Origin of the sequence: Exiguobacterium aestuarii, from assembly GCF_020171655.1 — a bacterium.
Classification (GTDB): domain Bacteria; phylum Bacillota; class Bacilli; order Exiguobacteriales; family Exiguobacteriaceae; genus Exiguobacterium; species Exiguobacterium aestuarii_A.
Map to the genome: position 1 here is coordinate 136,837 of NZ_JAIVAC010000003.1, position 16,920 is coordinate 153,756.

Annotated in this window: 16 protein-coding genes and 1 riboswitch; of the genes, 5 read left to right on the forward strand and 11 right to left on the reverse strand. The window is 47.6% G+C overall.

The genetic code is table 11. From position 1 onward, the window contains the following. Nucleotides 1–13: 13 nt before the first annotated feature. From LCM29_RS13315 to LCM29_RS13325, 3 genes are all read right to left on the reverse strand, one after another. Entirely contained in the window at nt 14–352 is a 339-nt protein-coding gene (locus LCM29_RS13315; protein ID WP_224863356.1) for a fluoride efflux transporter FluC, read from the reverse strand. Then, nucleotides 352–744, reverse strand: a complete 393-nt coding sequence (gene crcB, locus LCM29_RS13320) for a fluoride efflux transporter CrcB (protein ID WP_224863357.1) — start codon at nt 742–744, stop codon at nt 352–354. Before crcB ends, LCM29_RS13315 begins: the two co-directional genes overlap by 1 nt. Before the next feature lie 82 nt (nt 745–826). After that, nucleotides 827–2,029, reverse strand: coding sequence for an ornithine--oxo-acid transaminase (locus LCM29_RS13325; protein WP_074032995.1), 1,203 nt, complete (start codon nt 2,027–2,029; stop codon nt 827–829). A 155-nt stretch (nt 2,030–2,184) separates the two neighbouring features. On the opposite strand from LCM29_RS13325, the gene LCM29_RS13330 reads away from it, so the two are divergent. Then, nucleotides 2,185–4,239: an EAL domain-containing protein gene (locus LCM29_RS13330; protein ID WP_224863359.1), complete on the forward strand. Its 2,055-nt coding sequence runs from the start codon at nt 2,185–2,187 to the stop codon at nt 4,237–4,239. Nucleotides 4,240–4,257: 18 nt separating this feature from the next. Here LCM29_RS13330 and LCM29_RS13335 read toward each other — a convergent pair whose 3' ends face one another. After that, entirely contained in the window at nt 4,258–5,661 is a 1,404-nt protein-coding gene (locus LCM29_RS13335) for a basic amino acid/polyamine antiporter (RefSeq protein WP_224863361.1), read from the reverse strand. Nucleotides 5,662–5,884: 223 nt separating this feature from the next. Here LCM29_RS13335 and LCM29_RS13340 point away from each other — a divergent pair, with 223 nt between their 5' ends. Together LCM29_RS13340 and LCM29_RS13345 are read left to right on the forward strand one after the other, a co-directional pair. Beyond that, on the forward strand, nt 5,885–7,510 hold the full coding sequence (locus LCM29_RS13340) for a peptide ABC transporter substrate-binding protein (protein ID WP_224863363.1): 1,626 nt from the start codon (nt 5,885–5,887) through the stop codon (nt 7,508–7,510). 66 nt (nt 7,511–7,576) lie between these two features. Then, a complete protein-coding gene (locus LCM29_RS13345; RefSeq protein ID WP_224863365.1) occupies nt 7,577–7,840 on the forward strand; it encodes a hypothetical protein in 264 nt (87 codons plus the stop codon). Nucleotides 7,841–7,874: 34 nt separating this feature from the next. Here LCM29_RS13345 and LCM29_RS13350 read toward each other — a convergent pair whose 3' ends face one another. The 3 genes from LCM29_RS13350 to ade all read right to left on the reverse strand — a co-directional run bounded on the left by LCM29_RS13350 (nt 7,875) and on the right by ade (nt 11,924). Beyond that, nucleotides 7,875–9,467, reverse strand: a complete 1,593-nt coding sequence (locus LCM29_RS13350; protein ID WP_224863367.1) for a Na+/H+ antiporter NhaC family protein — start codon at nt 9,465–9,467, stop codon at nt 7,875–7,877. A gap of 112 nt (nt 9,468–9,579) precedes the next feature. Continuing rightward, nucleotides 9,580–9,754, reverse strand: a riboswitch (Lysine riboswitch). Between the two features lie 57 nt (nt 9,755–9,811). Next, nucleotides 9,812–10,096 (reverse strand): hypothetical protein, encoded by a 285-nt coding sequence (locus tag LCM29_RS13355; RefSeq protein WP_015880753.1) that lies wholly within the window; start codon nt 10,094–10,096, stop codon nt 9,812–9,814. 118 nt (nt 10,097–10,214) lie between these two features. Beyond that, on the reverse strand, nt 10,215–11,924 hold the full coding sequence (gene ade / locus LCM29_RS13360) for an adenine deaminase (RefSeq protein ID WP_224863369.1): 1,710 nt from the start codon (nt 11,922–11,924) through the stop codon (nt 10,215–10,217). 119 nt (nt 11,925–12,043) lie between these two features. On the opposite strand from ade, the gene LCM29_RS13365 reads away from it, so the two are divergent. Continuing rightward, nucleotides 12,044–12,580, forward strand: a complete 537-nt coding sequence (locus LCM29_RS13365; RefSeq protein ID WP_224863371.1) for a gamma carbonic anhydrase family protein — start codon at nt 12,044–12,046, stop codon at nt 12,578–12,580. A gap of 109 nt (nt 12,581–12,689) precedes the next feature. Further along, nucleotides 12,690–12,875 (forward strand): hypothetical protein, encoded by a 186-nt coding sequence (locus LCM29_RS13370; protein ID WP_074032988.1) that lies wholly within the window; start codon nt 12,690–12,692, stop codon nt 12,873–12,875. 97 nt (nt 12,876–12,972) lie between these two features. Here LCM29_RS13370 and LCM29_RS13375 read toward each other — a convergent pair whose 3' ends face one another. The 4 genes from LCM29_RS13375 to LCM29_RS13390 all read right to left on the reverse strand — a co-directional run bounded on the left by LCM29_RS13375 (nt 12,973) and on the right by LCM29_RS13390 (nt 16,911). Then, the gene (locus LCM29_RS13375) at nt 12,973–13,527 is read right to left on the reverse strand and encodes a nitroreductase (protein WP_224863373.1); all 555 of its coding nucleotides are present in this window, start codon (nt 13,525–13,527) and stop codon (nt 12,973–12,975) included. A 92-nt stretch (nt 13,528–13,619) separates the two neighbouring features. After that, on the reverse strand, nt 13,620–14,912 hold the full coding sequence (lysA, locus tag LCM29_RS13380; RefSeq protein WP_224863375.1) for a diaminopimelate decarboxylase: 1,293 nt from the start codon (nt 14,910–14,912) through the stop codon (nt 13,620–13,622). Continuing rightward, the gene (alr, locus tag LCM29_RS13385; RefSeq protein ID WP_224863377.1) at nt 14,882–15,970 is read right to left on the reverse strand and encodes an alanine racemase; all 1,089 of its coding nucleotides are present in this window, start codon (nt 15,968–15,970) and stop codon (nt 14,882–14,884) included. The genes lysA and alr overlap by 31 nt, the downstream gene beginning before the upstream one ends. A 14-nt stretch (nt 15,971–15,984) precedes the next feature. Continuing rightward, the gene (locus LCM29_RS13390; protein WP_214747408.1) at nt 15,985–16,911 is read right to left on the reverse strand and encodes a branched-chain amino acid transaminase; all 927 of its coding nucleotides are present in this window, start codon (nt 16,909–16,911) and stop codon (nt 15,985–15,987) included. Nucleotides 16,912–16,920 lie beyond the last annotated feature (9 nt).

The following is a 16,920-nucleotide window of genomic DNA, read 5'->3' on the forward strand; positions in this document are numbered from 1 at the left end:
GGGGTGTTGTGTATTACATCGACCAACCGATGTAAGCCGCAATAAGTCCAAACAGATAGGTCGCAAGTAAATAGAGACCAAATTGAATCCAGTCTTTTGTCGCAAACCGCATCAATTCAAGTTTTAAGGTCGAGAAGGTCGTAAACGAACCAAAAAATCCGATACCTAAAAAGAGGATGAGTGATTGCTGATCGGTGTGCGCGTACAAATACCCGAGACCAAACGACCCTGTTATATTGACGAACAACGTCGCCCACGGAAATGTTGAATCGGACCATTTTTTCATGGCCTGACCGATTGCGAAGCGGAGAATCGCACCGATGAAAGCGCCAGCTGCAATCCAAATAAGCATCATTTCACTTCACCTCTTGTCGACGTTTTTGTTCCAACGTGATAGCCGACCCAAGAACTGCATAAACCGAGTGTGATGCTGAGGAATACATATGCAACAGCGAGAAGTACATGATCATGTTCAACTAATTGAATCGTTTCTACACTAAACGTGGAAAACGTGGTAAATGACCCAATCATTCCGGTTCCGATAATCGTGACGATTTGAGGAGAAGGTTTTCCCGCTTGAAGGAATCGATGCGTCAGCCATCCTAACAGAAAGCTTCCAATTAAATTGATGAGGAGTGTCGCGACTGGAAACGGGCTCGTTCCGAAAGAAGCGATTAGTAATCCAAGTCCGTACCGTGCCAACGCTCCAACTGCACCTGCTAACCCAACATATACGTACAGCATCTCATGCCCTCCCCCACGAAAAAGACACCTGCAACATACAGGTGTCCATTCAACTGAGGCTATTATACCAAGCTGTCCCTGTTTACGAAATAGCTGCCGGAGCAAGAACTGCTTCGATTGCTTCAAACGCTTGGTCGAGCTCTTCTTTCGTGATGACGAGAGGTGGCGCCAATCGAATGACTGTCTCATGCGTTTCTTTGCAGAGGAGTCCACGTTCTTTGAGTGCTTCACAATATGGACGAGCTGCTTCCGTCAATTCGATGCCGATGAATAATCCGCGTCCACGGACGTCGCGAATCATCGGATTGTCGATTGATTTCAAACGTTCCATGAAATACGTCCCTAGCTCTAGTGAGCGTTCGACAAGTTTCTCTTCTTCCAACACTTCGAGCGCTGCGACTGAGACCGCGGAAGCGAGCGGGTTTCCACCAAATGTCGAGCCATGTGATCCTGGATTAAATACAGAGAGAATCTCTTGATCCGCGGCAACGCATGAGATCGGGAAGACACCGCCTCCAAGCGCTTTTCCGAGAATGTACATATCCGGTGTGACATCTTCCCACTCGATGGCAAACCATTTTCCTGAACGGCCGAGCCCAGACTGAATTTCATCAGCGACGAACAGGACGTTGTGTTGTTGACAGAGTTCAGATGCACGTTTCAAGTAACCTTCTGGTGGAATGATGATTCCTGCCTCACCTTGAATCGGTTCCACGATAAACGCTGCTGTATTCTCTGTGATTGCCGCTTCAAATGCATCGATATCGCCATATGGTACGACTTTGAATCCTGGCAATAATGGTCCAAACCCACGTTGGTACTCTGCTTCAGTCGACATCGACACAGCAGCCATCGTCCGTCCATGGAAGTTTCCTGTACATACGATGATTTCAGCTTGACCTGGAATCCCTTTCACTTCATATGCCCAACGACGAGCAGTTTTTACTGCTGTCTCTACGGCTTCTGCGCCCGTGTTCATCGGCAACACCATTTGTTTCTTTGTAAGCGTTACCACTTTGTCGTAAAAACGTCCGAGTTGATCGTTGTAAAAGGCACGTGACGTCAACGTAATCTTATCCGCCTGATCTTTGAGCGCTTGAATGATTTTCGGATGGCAGTGTCCCTGGTTGACTGCAGAGTATGCACTTAACATATCCATGTAGCGATTCCCCTCAGGATCGGTTACCCAAATCCCTTTCGCCTCCGAAATAACGATCGGTAGTGGATGATAGTTGTGCGCCCCGAATTTTTCTGTCAGCTCAATCACATCATGTGTTTTTGACATATTGCTTCCCCCTTATTCAAAACTATCTTACCCTTTCAGTATATGATGTCCCTCTTTCTTTTGACAATGGCGAACTTAAGCATTCCTTGAATTGGCAAAATCAGGTACACTGACAGTAGAATATGCATTTAGCATGACAGATTGGAGGAAATGATGTGGCTTCATTGCATGATTTATCGATTGACCAATTCATCGATGCTTTATCTGTACCATGTTGTTATATTTCTCAGGATGGTATGGTTCTGTTATGGAATACACATGCCGAAGTGTTATTCGGCTGGGAACGTGAAGAAGTCCTCCATCAACCGCTTCCTGTCGTTCGACAGTTGGAACATGCTTTAGAGACATGGACACCGCTTCTCCTTCAATATCCATTTTCAACGACGGCGATGACGCCGTTTCAACATAAAGATGGGTCCGTCATCTACGCGACCGCATACTTGCAATCTTTTTCACTCGAAGGGATTAATGGCTATTTCCTCGCCTTCCTTCCGAAAGGGTTTGGACCGCTCATCAGTACAGAGCAGTTCAATTTGCTTCATCATTTTCAAGAAATGATCAAGCAATCGACCCATTACTTGGCGACGAACGCAAAAGGGGAGATTGTCGATATTAATCCATCATTGTGTCGTTTACTCGATGCAACGGAGCAGCAACTAATCGGACGAAACTGGTTCGAGCTCATTCATGACGCAAGTGACCAAAACGGGATTTCACGTGATGTCTTAAAGTCCTTGGCGACAAATCGCATCTGGAACGGAGAAATGCCGATTTCTTGCAAAGAGCATAACCAGGAACCGTGCTGGCTTAATTTGACCGTCGTGCCGATTGTTAGTGAAAAAAGTGATGTGATTCAGTATACGGCGTTTGGATTCGATGTTTCAGAAAAGAAACGTCTCGAAAAAGAGGTCCGATTCCTTGCTTATCAAAACGAGTTGACGGGGCTTTACAATAAAAAAGGATTTTTACGTCAGTATGACTCGATTCTTCAACAAATCGATGAGCGAGAAGGACTTCTACACATCGCTTTATTCGATATCGATCGCTTCAAAATCATCAACGAATCGTTCGGATCTCGCGTCGGGAATGAGCTCCTCGTCCAAATCAAGGAGCGCGCACTCCACCTCATCCCAGAATCCGCTTTATTGTTCCATCCGACAGGCGGACTATTCGGTGTCATGTTCTTTGAAGAGTCGAAAGAAGAAGTGTTTCAATCACTCCGCCATCTGCAACACGAGTTGCAACGACCATTCAGAATCTACCATCACTCGATCATGGTCTCAATTTCGGTCGGCTGTGTGTTTTATCCGTCTTCTGCGAGTTCACTCGAAGAACTGTATACACGTGCTGAAAGTGCCCTCTTCAAAGGGAAACAGATCGGGGTCGGTACGATTCAATTCGTGACAAAAGATATGGATGCCGCATTCTCAAGACAAATTCATATCGAGAAAGCCTTATATCGCGCGCTAGAAGAAAAACATTTCTATCTCGAGTATCAGCCCAAATATGAGCTGGCGACAGACCGTCTTATTGGTTTTGAAGCGCTCCTTCGCTGGCATCACGAAGAATTGGGACAAATCCCGCCTTCTGAGTTCATTCCGCTCGCAGAAGAGATGGCGCTCATCGTTCCAATCAACAATTGGGTCATTTTAGAGGCGACGAAACAATTGAAGACATGGAAAGCTGAATTTGACCAGCCTCTCTCGATGGCAATCAACATTTCACCAAACCAGTTCCGAAGCGACAGTTTCTTAAATACGCTTCGAAATATCAAGCAACAACTCCAACTCGACACATCAGATGTCATTTTAGAAATTACGGAGAGCTTGGTCATGCAACAAACCGATGAAATCATTGAACGCATGGAGCAGATCAAGCGACTGAACTACCGACTGTCGATTGACGATTTCGGAACCGGATTCTCATCCTTGCAGTATTTGAAGTCATTCCCAGTCGATGAACTCAAAATTGATAAAGTGTTCCTCGACGATTGGATGACATCCAAATCTCACTTACTCGACGTGATCGTCCATCTCGGGAAAAGTTTAAACCTTCACGTTGTGGCCGAAGGAGTCGAAGACGAAGAGATGCTTCAGCATTTAAAGTCTACCGCGTGTGATTCATTCCAAGGTTACCTGTATGCAAGGCCTGCTTCTCCAGAGGCAATCGAACAATTACTCCGGTCATCAAAAAACTCACCGAACGCATGAAGCGTTTGGTGAGTTTTCTTATAATGCAATCGATGATGTCCAAAGACCATATACGCCATACGTGGCACATAACAAAATAATGACAGCGATAATCGACTGCGTGCGTGTTAAGAACGGGCGTCCCTGTTCCCGCTCTGCCAACAGGAAGACAAAAATACCAGGTGCGTAAAGAATCATCGCAATCAGGACGTATTCGATTCCTGATGCATACAGTAGCCATGTGGCGTATATCGAGGCGATGGCAGAGATGACCATCATCCGTAACGATGCCGTCCGCTTCGCTTCCATCCATCCATAAAGTGCCGAGAAAAGATATGGAACGAGCGCTGCGATCCCGGCGATACTCGACAAGACAAGGTACGTCTGCTCCGAGAATAATGCAACAGTTGTGACGATTTGCGTAAACACCTGTGTGATCAATAATGCGTTCACTGGCGTGTCGTTTGCGTTCAGTCGATTGAACACTTTCGGGAAGACACCATCTCGACTAGCGACATATGAAATTTCTGTCGCTAAAATCGTCCATCCAAGCAATGCACCTGTCAATGAGATGAGCAACCCGATATTAATCAATGTCGCACCGAACGGTCCGACGACCGCTTCTAACACATAGGCCATCGATGGTTCTGGTAACGCTGCGAGTTGTTCTTGCGTCATGACACCGAACGAGAAAATCGAAATCATCATATAAATCAACAATGTGCCGATCAATCCAATCACTGTCGCTCGACCTACATCTTTTTTCTGACGCGCGCGCGAGGATAAGACGACTGCCCCTTCAATACCGACGAACGCCCATAATGTCACGAGCATCGTAGACTTCACTTGAGGGAAAACATTTGCCCAAACAAATCCCGACTCGCCCCAAAAGTCGACCCGGAACGTATCAATCTGAAACGCGAAGAGAATGAGCACGATGAACAAAAAAATCGGAACGAGCTTCGCGATCGTCGTGACGATGTTCAACAGTGCCGCCTCCCGCATTCCACGGGAAATAAGCCAAAATAATCCCCACACCAAAATTGCACTGACGAACAAACGGAACAATCGATGTTCTGCCGAGAATACAGGGAAAAAGTATGCCAACGTGCTAAAAATCAAGGTGATGTTTGCTACTGTCCCAATCCATGCTGACATCCAGTAACCCCATCCACTGTTAAATCCGACAAATTTACCGAACCCTTCCCGTGCATAGGCGTAAATGCCACCTTCTAACTCTGGACGCGTGTCCGCTAAAAACTGAAAGACAAAGGCGAGCATGATCATCCCGATCCCCGTAATTCCCCATCCGATTAAAACAGGTCCTACGCCTGCCCCTTGTGCCATAGCACCTGGGAGATTAAAGGCACCTCCACCAATCATTGTCCCGACGACCATGGCCGCGAGACCGAAAAAGCCGATTCCGCCTGAATGTTGTTTCAAAATAACGCCTCCACCAATCTATAATCTTATCGAATAACTATACAAAAATACTGTATAATCATTCGTTGATTTTTCTATTCTACTTCCTAAAAGGATTGAGGGATAGACATTCTAAATAAGTTTATATTTTCGAATAATTTGAAAAATTCCATTGCATATTCATCCCAGATGTAGTTTAATTACAACATATTCTAAATTATCAGAATTTTCGGGAGGTTGTATAATGCGTAACAAAAAATGGCTAGCTTTATCGGGGGTCGCATTATTAGCGACGGCAGCTTGTAGTACAGGAGATGACTCATCAAGTTCGGAGGATTCATCTTCAAACGATGCTAAAAAAGAAATCACAATGGTATCGGCGACAGATTTGCCACAGCTCGATCCGACGCTTACGACGGACTCGACATCGATTATCGTGACGAACAACGTGTTCGAAGGCTTATATCGTCTAGACGAGAACAACCAACCGACACCAGGAATTGCCGAAGATGTCGAAGTATCCGAGGATGGTCTTACATACACGTTCAAACTACGTGACGCGAACTGGTCAGACGGCTCACCGATCACAGCTGAAGACTTTGTGTACTCTTGGAAACGCGCACTCAATCCGGAAACAGGCGCAGAGTATGCGTATATCCTTCAAGACTTAAAAAATGCGAACAAAATTCTTGCAGGCGAAGCGTCTCTTGACGATCTCGGTGCGAAAGCAATCGACGAGAAGACACTTGAAGTTCAGTTGGAAGCACCAGCACCATATTTCTTAGGATTGACTGGTTTCCCAACATACATGCCGCAAAAACAAGAGTACGTCGAAGAACAGGGCGAAGAATTCGCGACTTCTGTCGACAAAACGCTCTATAACGGTCCTTATGTGTTGAGCGAATGGCAAGACAATGCAGGATGGGTCTATAAGAAAAACCCAGAGTATTGGGATGCTGAAAACGTGAAGATGGATACGATCAACGTCAAAGTCGTAAAAGACGTATCGACAGGTGTCAACTTGTTCGAGTCTGGTGAAGCGGACTACACGCTTCTCTCATCTGAATTCGTTCCACAATTTGAAGACAGCGATGAATTTAAGACGCGTGCCGATGCACGGATCAACTTCCTTCGTTTCAACCAAAAGAACGAGGCGCTTCAAAACGTCAACATTCGTGAGGCACTTGCCAAAGGATTTGATAAACAAAGTGTAACGGATGTCATCTTGACGGACGGTTCACAGCCAGCGAACTTCATCGTGGCAAAAGACTTCACATTCACAGAAGACGGCGCTGATTTCCGTGAGAAGCATCCAGACCTCCTCAGCTACAATGTTGATGAAGCGAAAGCCGCTTGGGATAAAGGTCTTGAAGAGCTAGGAGTCGAAACAATCGAGCTCGAGTTCCTTTCACGTGACGAAGAAGCGTTCAAGAAAGTCAACGAGTTCATCAAAGGTGAACTCGAAAAGAACTTGCCTGGTTTAACGCTTAACATCAAACAACAACCGTTCAAAAACTTCCTTGACCTCGAAGGAAAAGGTGAGTATGACGTTTCTGCTGCTGGATGGGGCCCTGACTATCAGGATCCAATGACATACCTCGATATGTGGGTCACAGACGGACCATTCAACCGTATGGAGTACTCAAACGACGAGTATGATCAATTGATCCAATCAGCGAAGAAAGAAGCCGATCAGATGAAGCGTTGGGAAACGATGCAAGAAGCTGAACGTATCCTTCTTGAAGAAGATTTCGCAATCGCTCCGATTTACCAAAAAGGTGAAGCATACTTAGAGCGTTCAAACATCGAAAACATGTACCGTCACCCGTTCGGTGCCGATGCGAGCTTCAAGTGGCTTGACGTCAAATAATGAGATAACATCCTTGATTCTATCTGGATCAAGGATGTTTTTCTGTCGTGAAAGGGATTTTTACTTATGAAGAGTTGGACGCTATGGCTCACCCTATTGGCTACCGCAATCTGCATCCTCAATATTTCTGGATTGGATGACAAGAACATCTTATTGTTTTTATCTTCGCCTCCATTCTGGTTGCTTGAGACACCCTGGTTTTCCTCACACATCATCCATCCGACCTCATTGCCTCAGTCAGCGCTGTATATCATGACAGTCTTCTTCTGGTTCATTCTCGGTAAACTGTTCGACCGCCTCATTTATGGAGTGACAATCACAAAAAAATGACTTCCATCAAATCGATGGAAGTCATTTTCATCTATTAAGCCTCACGCTGAGCGCGAATGTCAGCAGGTACTTTCCCACGTTTTGAAATCACTTGCGCGATTCCCACTAGTACCACAAACGAGATCAATGCCGCGAAGAACCCAATCCAAATCGATGCTGTGATTCCGAGAACCAAGTATCCGATCGCTGAGACGATTGCTGCAAGGATTGCATATGGTAATTGCGTCAACACGTGATCGATATGGTGTGAGCCAGCTCCTGTCGAACTGAGAATCGTTGTATCCGAGATTGGCGAACAGTGGTCACCGAACACTGCACCGGCCAACACAGCAGCGAGTGATGCGAGAAGAAGCTCTGGTTCGACTGCCATGATCAAGTCTGCCCCGATCGGAAGCATCAAACCAAACGTTCCCCAGCTCGTCCCTGTCGAGAATGCCATGATTCCAGCAATCAAGAAGAGAAGAAGTGGCAAGTACGAAGCGGCAATCGTATCCGTGACGAAGCTCGCCAAGTATTCACCTGTCTTCATATCACTGATGACTGCAATGATTGTCCAAGCAAACAAGAGGATGAGGACGGCTGGCCACATCGCACGGACGCCTTCCCATGCCGCTTTTCCATAGTCACGCGCCGGGATTTTACGACCGACAAGAAGAAGGAGTGCGACAATCAAGCTGATGACCACACCTGCGACGAGTGAACGCGTCACATCTGTCGATTCGAACGCCCCAATCAATGAGAAGTCCTGGCCGTCTGCTGCAAGTGCTTGTCCACCTGTGTAGAGCATCGCCGAAACAGTCGCAATGATAAGTGTGATGATCGGAACGATCAAGTCGCGAACTTTTCCACCTTCATGTTCATGCAAATCTTCGCTCATTCCCATTGGCTTCCCTTTTGCTGAATCATACAATTCACCTTGTAGGGCACGAAGTTCGTGCGTACGCATCGGTCCGATGGCAAGTCCAGTGAAAGCCACATACGCTGTCAACAAGAGTGCGAAGACGGCATAGAAGTTCATCGGAATGATTTGAATGAACGCAGAGAATGATGAGTAGCTATCAATCGAATATTTTGTCAAAATTCCAGCGATGATGGCGATGATGTACGCACCCCAACTTGAAAGCGGGCTAATGACACAGACAGGTGCTGCTGTTGAGTCAATCGTGTACGCAAGTTTCGCGCGTGAGATGTTTTTACGGTCTGTGAGTGGACGACTGATGTTCCCGACCGCCAAACTGTTAAAGTAGTCATCGATAAAGATCAAAATACCAAGACCAAACGATACGAGACGCGCACCGCGTGCCGTCTTGACGTTCGCAGCAGCCCATTCACCGAATGCGCGTGCGCCACCCGACGTTTGAATGATTGACGACAAAATTCCGAGAAGGAGCAAGAACGCAATCAACAAGACGTTCCATTCGTTAATGGCTCCATCCGACCAGAATAGGGCGATAATGTTCGACCACAAGTATTGAATCGAATCGAGCGGATTAAAGCTGTGCAGGAGAAGTACCCCTGCGATAATCCCGACACCGAGTGATGGGATGACCTTTCTTGTTGTGATTGCCATAATAATTGCGAGTAATGCCGGTACGAGTGAAAGTACCGAAGTTGAATAATCTACCATGCTGAATTCCTCCTTTTTTATTAGGATGAGGCCCCCCTATGCTTAAAAAAACGCAAAGCGAGGGCATCGGCAACAAAGCCGACACCCTCGCTGGATGTTCCGTCTTTCTTAGCCGACTTGGAGCGCTCCATACGTAAATATGTATGGCAGTCCGACGGGTGTTTCCCGTCAGCCCAGCACAACCCCACGGACATGGTGTTGCACTTCGGCGATCCTGCCTTTTTGTAGTCCTCATCGTTGTCATCCTCCGACTACTTACTCATCAGCATCGCACCTCTACCTCATCGATAGCACGAATATTCATTTAAAGTTACGTCTAAATTATCACAAGTTGACGTCACATATCAATAGTTTTTTTCATCACGAATGATTCGCTTCAATACAGCAAGCGCTTCTTGGTCATTCGTCTCTACTGCTTTAAAGAAATCGTTGAAGAAGTGGTATAACACGAATCGGTCAGCGTGAGACTTCGTCTGTTCTTTAATCGTAGAAAAGATGAGTCGCCGTAAACGGCGTTTCGTCTGCGTTTCTTCTGGCAGTTCTTCGCATCGGTCCTTGAAAGCACGATATACAGAATTGATCAATTCCTCATGTTCATCATACGACCGATTGTAAGCAACTTGTTCCATCTGTAATATCCCCCCTTTCAAATTTGACCCGATGAAACTTGTCGTAACTATACCAACTTCCTGTCAGTCATTCAATCGTTATCGACCGTTCTTAACAAAAATCATACGTTAGACCGAGTCAATCGTTGATGAATGAGAAAGTGGTCACGTCGAACAATCCCATGTCGGTCAATTTCAAATCCGGAATGACCGGTAAGGCAAGGAATGACATCGTCAAGTATGGGTTAAAGTGACGGTGTGCACCGACAACGTCGAGCGCATCATTTAACTGTTCGAGAATATCTGCCACTTCACGGTAAGGACGTTTCGTCATGAGACCACCGATTTCAAGCGGTAACACGGCGAGCACCTCACCTTCCGATACGGCAACGACCCCTCCACCTACTTTTTCAAGCGTTTTCGCTGCGAGTAACATATCCTCTGGGCTGACTCCAGCGATGACCAAGTTGTGGCTGTCATGGGCTACAGTAGCTGCAAGTGCACCTCGTTTTAACCCGAATCCTGTGACAGGAGCTAGCGCCATGTGACCTGTCCCATGATGACGTTCGATGACGGCGAGCGTGGCGATATCCTGCGATAAATCTGCCCCTGATGCATCCGGTTGGAACGAGAGACGTTGTCGTTTCGTCAACAAGCTGTTCGGAAGCACTTGAATGACATCCACTTCCTCGTCGCTCGGAGCAATTCGAAACGAGTCGGCTGTCAATTCAGGTAATTCGAGCTCACCTTTCATCGGCTTCGGTACTTCAATCCCATCAGCATCAAATGTCGCATTCCCCGCTTCGGCGACGAGCGTACCGTTGACGTACACCTGCTCGATTTTTACCGATTCGACGTCTGACAAGATAATGAAGTTTGCTTTCTTCCCAGGTGCGATGGCCCCGATATCTTTTAATCCATAGGCTTCTGCAGCGTGTAAACTCGCCATCGCATAGGCCGTTTCTGGCTTGACGCCTTGCTTGATCGCTGTGCGAATGTTGTAGTCAATCCCACCTTCTGCGACCAAGTCATCCAAATGCTTATCGTCTGTACAGAAAAGGAAACGATGGGCATTGCTTTCTGTCACGGCCAAACTGACCTTCTCCACATTTCGTGCAACGGAACCTTCTCGAATTTGAACGTAAAATCCACGTCGTACCCGTTCAATCGCCTCTTCTGCCGTCGTACATTCATGGTCCGTCATGATTCCTGCTGAGCGATATACATTCAATTGATCAGGATTGAGACCCGAAGCATGGCCATCCACGACTTTGCCCGCTTGTTCCGTCTGTGCAATCTTTTGAAGCATATCCTCGCTTCCTGCTTCGACAGAAGGATAGTCCATGACTTCACCTAATCCATGCACACCAGGGTCTCCTAAAAACGGTGCCAAGTCTTCTGCGTATAACTTTGCTCCCGCATGTTCAAATGGCGTCGCCGGCACACAGCTCGGTAACATCATGCGGACATCGAGTGGTAGTCCTTTCGCATCCGCTAACATATACTCAATTCCAAGTGCCCCGTTCACGTTCGCAATCTCATGCGGGTCCGCAATGACCGTTGTGACCCCGAGTGGCAAGACCGCTTTCGCAAACTCATGAGGTGGGACCATCGACGACTCGATATGGACGTGCGAATCGATAAAGGACGGTGCAAGCGTCCAAGTCGGGTCATGATATTCGACCTCTCCCTCGTATCCTTCCCCAATTGCCACGATATACCCGGCATCGATGGCGACGTCCGTACGAATCGTCTCACGACTGTACACGTCAATCACAGCGACGTTTTTAAAGACGACGGCCGCTTTCTTTTTCTTTGCGGCGATGTCAATCAAATGTTGTTTCTTCATCTTTTGATCTCCTTATTCAACGTATTTTAACTATCTTACCAAGAATATTCTTTTCGTTGCAATTTCTTTTTCAAGTTGTGCGACAATGATAGCATATCGATCTGAAAGGGGTTACAACGATGCAATACAAACTAGGAGAACTGACACCACATGTCGATTCGACGACTTATCTTGCACCAGGATCACATGTCATTGGCGATGTGACAATCGGGGCACACTCAGGAGTATGGTTCAACACCGTCATCCGTGGAGACGAGGGTCCGATTCGAATCGGTTCTTATGTCAATATTCAGGATGGTTCGATGATTCATCAATATGAGGGTTCACCGACCATTATCCATGACCGTGTCTCGATTGGTCATATGGCGATGATTCACGGGTGCGAGATTGAAGAGGATTGCTTGATCGGGATGCACGCTACCGTGCTCGATGGTGCAAAAATCGGGAAAGGGTCATTCGTGGCTGCGGGTGCGCTTGTGACACCGAATATGCAAATCCCTGAAGGGGTGATGGTGATGGGCGTACCAGCAAAAGTCGTCCGTCCTCTAAACGACGAAGACCGCTTCATCATGGAGAGAACGGTTAAGAAGTATGCGAAACGTGCTGAGCAGTACAAACAGTCGTGCGTACCCGTAAGCGAAACACACAGTTCGTGAAAGCGTTTACAAGATTCATAAAATGTTAACGTTTCTCTCGAATTTTCTACACAGTTCCTTTGTATACTAATGGTGTAGCCAAGCTGACGTATTGAAAGGAGCCCACTCTATGTATCCGAACCATGATCGACTCATGTTAGATTTGTATGCCTCATCGATTAACCCAAGTTATGGCCTTCATATCGATGATTCTTTCGATGACACGCTCCATGGTGCACATCGTGAGGTTTGGGAACGTATGCATTTGGATAATAGTAGAGAAGAAGATTCTAAAAATGGAGGAACGGCTGGATGATTCCCACACCTGTGATTCAAGATTGGCTCGCAACTAAATTAAAACGATAACGGATTCATATAGACGACGAGCGAAGGGTTCTCCCTTCGCTCGTTTTTTATTCGAAAATGGTCAAGTGTGCATCAATCGGCTGTCGTGCTTTCGGTGCAGGGATATCTGCTGTGTCATATTTCCCGATTTGCAGAAGACCGATAAACGTCTCCCCTTCCGCTCCAATCATTTCTTTCAAACGCACATCGTCAAAAAGTCCGCCCGTACGCCAGACCATTCCAATCTCACGTTCACTGAACAAGAGTTGAACATTTTGAATAAATGTCGCCGTCGCGAGCAACGCGTCACGATTTCCTTTTTCCGTCTCAAATCGCTTTGCCGTCACATACATACACGTCGCTGCATTCAAGATGCGTCCTGTCACTTTTTCACGCTGTCCTTCTGACGCCTCCGAGAAGGCTGGCTCGAGCGCATCGAGTAACACTTGTTTGCCATCCCCGTTGAACACATACACGTTCCAGGGCTCGACTTTATTATGAAACGGTGCGTGGTGTGCCGATTGCAACACCTCGTAAAGCACCTTCGTATCGATCGGTTCTTCTTTGAACATCCGAACGGTGCGTCTTTCTTCAATTAACTGTTGTGCTACTGTCTTTGTCATGACCGTCACTTCCCCTTTTTTTCTCTTCTCTATCATAATTGAAAAACGTTCTCATTTCAAAATCAAAAAAGACTACAGATTGCTCTGTAGCCTTAAATCGATTGACCAATGACCTCGCATGCCACCAGGTCTTCAAACGTTTGGCGACGTACGACGAGGCGATGATGTCCATCTTTGACGAACACAACGGCAGGACGAAGCATTTGGTTATAGTTGCTCGCCATCGAGAAGTTATACGCTCCCGTTGCTTTGACGAGTAGCAAATCACCCGGTGTGACAGGAGGGATCAAAGAGCGGTTCGAGATGATATCTCCCGACTCGCAACACGCTCCGACAATTTTTGCCTCGAGCGTCTTCTCTTCATTCATCCGAGTCGCTGCCACGACTTCATATTCTGCGTCATATAGCGCCGGACGAATGTTATCTGTCATCCCCCCATCGACGGACACAAACGTGCGTACACCACTCACTTCTTTGACGGTTCCCACCTCATAAAGCGTGGCGCCTGCATTGGCGACGAGCCAACGACCCGGTTCAATCCCGATTTTTGGAAGTGGCAATTCACGTGCCTCGACTTCCTCGACCAACGTCTCCATCACACGCTCCATCGTTTGTGCGAAGTCGAGACGCTCGTCTTCATCCAAGTAAGCGACACCGAAGCCACCACCAATGTTTAACACATCCGTCGTATAGCCGGTCTCCTGACGAATCGTATCCATGAAGCGCACCATCGTCTTCACCGTGTTGATGAAGAGGGTCGGATCTTGAATTTGAGAACCGACGTGACAGTGAATGCCCTTCAACTGTAAATGTTCCGCTTCCAACGTCGCACGAACAGCATCTAAATACGTGTCGTCATGCGTCGGGAAACCAAATTTTGTATCAACCCCACCCGTTTGAATCGCCGCATGGGCACCTCCAACGACTTGAGGCACGATGCGGAGAAGAACATCGACTTCACGATTATATTCAGCCGCAAGTCCTGACAAGAGGCTGATTTCACGCATGTTGTCGATGGTAAAGTGTGTAATCCCCTGTTCGAGTGCGAACGTGATATCCAAAATCGTTTTGTTCGACCCGTGGACGTGAATGCGCTCTGCCGGTACACCGGCATGCAGTGCCACGTACATCTCACCCCTTGAGACGACGTCGACACTTAAACCTGACGCCATTACTTTTTCATACACGGCCGCAATCGATAACGCTTTTGACGCGTATAACGCATACGTGTTCGGATACTTGTCTAGGAACGCATCCTGGACAATCCCGAGGCGACGCTCTAGTTCTGGCTCACTCATGATGTATAAAGGTGTCCCGTACGTCGCTTGAAGTTCACGGACGGACACACCTTCGATCAAACATTCTGATTGATTGGTGGTGTACATACAATTCCTCCTTCAAAGCGATGGGGGACACGCCATGAACGAGCACAGAGCTGTTCTGAATTGTTGGCGTAACCAACACGTGTCACGTCATCGATTTTCGTTTCTACCCCATATAATGTGACCCGATCGCCGATTTGTACGTCGTCGTCCACTTTGATGAAGCTATGACTCATAAAGATATTGCTGACGAACGGATAGGCTTTCCCTTCAATATGAACAGGCAAGTGACGTCTCGCTCGCATTAACCCATCTCCGTATCCGACCGGAAGAACGGCGATTCGCTCCTTCGTTTCGGCTGCGTATCCCGTCCCATATCCCACATGAGCCCCCGCTTCGATGTCATGGACCGCGACCACTTCCGTCTCCCAATAGAAAGCGGGAACCAACCATTCAACCGGTTCGACCGATGAATAGCCATATAAGAAAATTCCGACACGCACATGTGTGCAATGATGCAAGCGCGCGTCATCTTGAAGCGTGGCTGCACTATTTGCCGCATGGATCAATTCAAACGTATGACGTTCCATCAGTCGTGTCGACCAGTCGGCAAAACGTTCGACTTGCACGCTATGCTCGACTTCCGCGTTATCTGCATCCGCGAGCGGGAAGTGCGTACATAATCCGACGAGGTCCAGTCCTTCATTTTGACAGAAGGCGACGATTTGTAGCGCTTCTTCAAACGTTTTGGCACCGAATCGGTTCATCCCGACATCTAGTTTCAAGTGTAGGCGAACTCCATCGAGATGCTCTCGCTGTGAGACGAGCCATTCATATGACCCGATGGCGACATCAAAGTCATGGGCATGCACGTGTTGCCACGTATAGACCGGATTCATGACGAGGACACGAGCCGATGCTGCATGCGTTCGAACTTCGATTGCTTCTTCGATTGTTGTCACCATGAAGTGACGGACCCCTTCATCATACAAAGTCGTCACAACTGGCTCCATCCCTAGGTTATAGGCGTTGTTTTTCACGACCGCAAACACGGGGCGCCCGAGCGCTTCAATCCGACGTTTGTTCTCGCGAATCGCATTCAAGTCAATTGTGACTCCCATCGTTCAAAACTCCTTTACTCTTTGACTGCTGATTTTACAAACGTAACCCAATCACGGTGTTCCGGAAGTTGTCCTGATACGGCCTCACGATAGCGTGTCAACATTTCTGTCGCGACCGACTGGACGCCGCCACCGATTGAGATGTGATCGACCTCGATGACGCTCGTCACCTCGGCTGCCGTTCCCGTCAAGAAGATCTCATCGGCTACGTATAGCTCATCGCGCCCGATGTGACGTTCCACGACTTCGTAACCTGCTTCACGCGCAAGTTGCATAATCGTCTGACGCGTAATGCCATCGAGTACGGAGCAATCGAGCGACGGTGTCGTGATTGTCTTCCCTTTGACGAGGAAGATGTTCGCGACGCTCGCCTCACTGACGTTTCCGTTCATATCGAGGGCGATCGCTTCATCAAATCCGTCACGAAGCGCTTCCCCTTTTAGTAACTGAGAGTTCATATAGTTCGATGCGGCTTTCGCTTGCATCGGCATCATCGTAGAAGATACGCGGCGATACGAGGCTACTTTCGCCCGAATCCCGACTGTTTTGCTGAAATATTCGCCGAGCGGCCAACACGAGATGGCAACATGTACCTTCGTCTCTGCTGTCGGCATAAGTGCTTGCCAAGGTGTCCCGAGGAAGACGAACGGGCGGATATAACATGCTTCAAATCCGTTTCGTTCAATCAATTCCATCGTCGCTTGTTCGAGTTCGTCTACCGTGTAAGGTAGTGTGACGTGGTAGTATGCACACGAGCGAACGAGTCGCTCCAAGTGTTCACGTAAGCGGAAGATGGCTGGGCCTTCTTCCGTGTGATACGCGCGAATCCCTTCAAAGAACCCGCTTCCGTAGTGAATCGCGTGTGTCATGATACTCGTGTTTGCGTCAGTCGGCTCAATCCAAGCCCCGTCTTTCCACATCCATTGTCCATACTGTTCCATAATGCAACT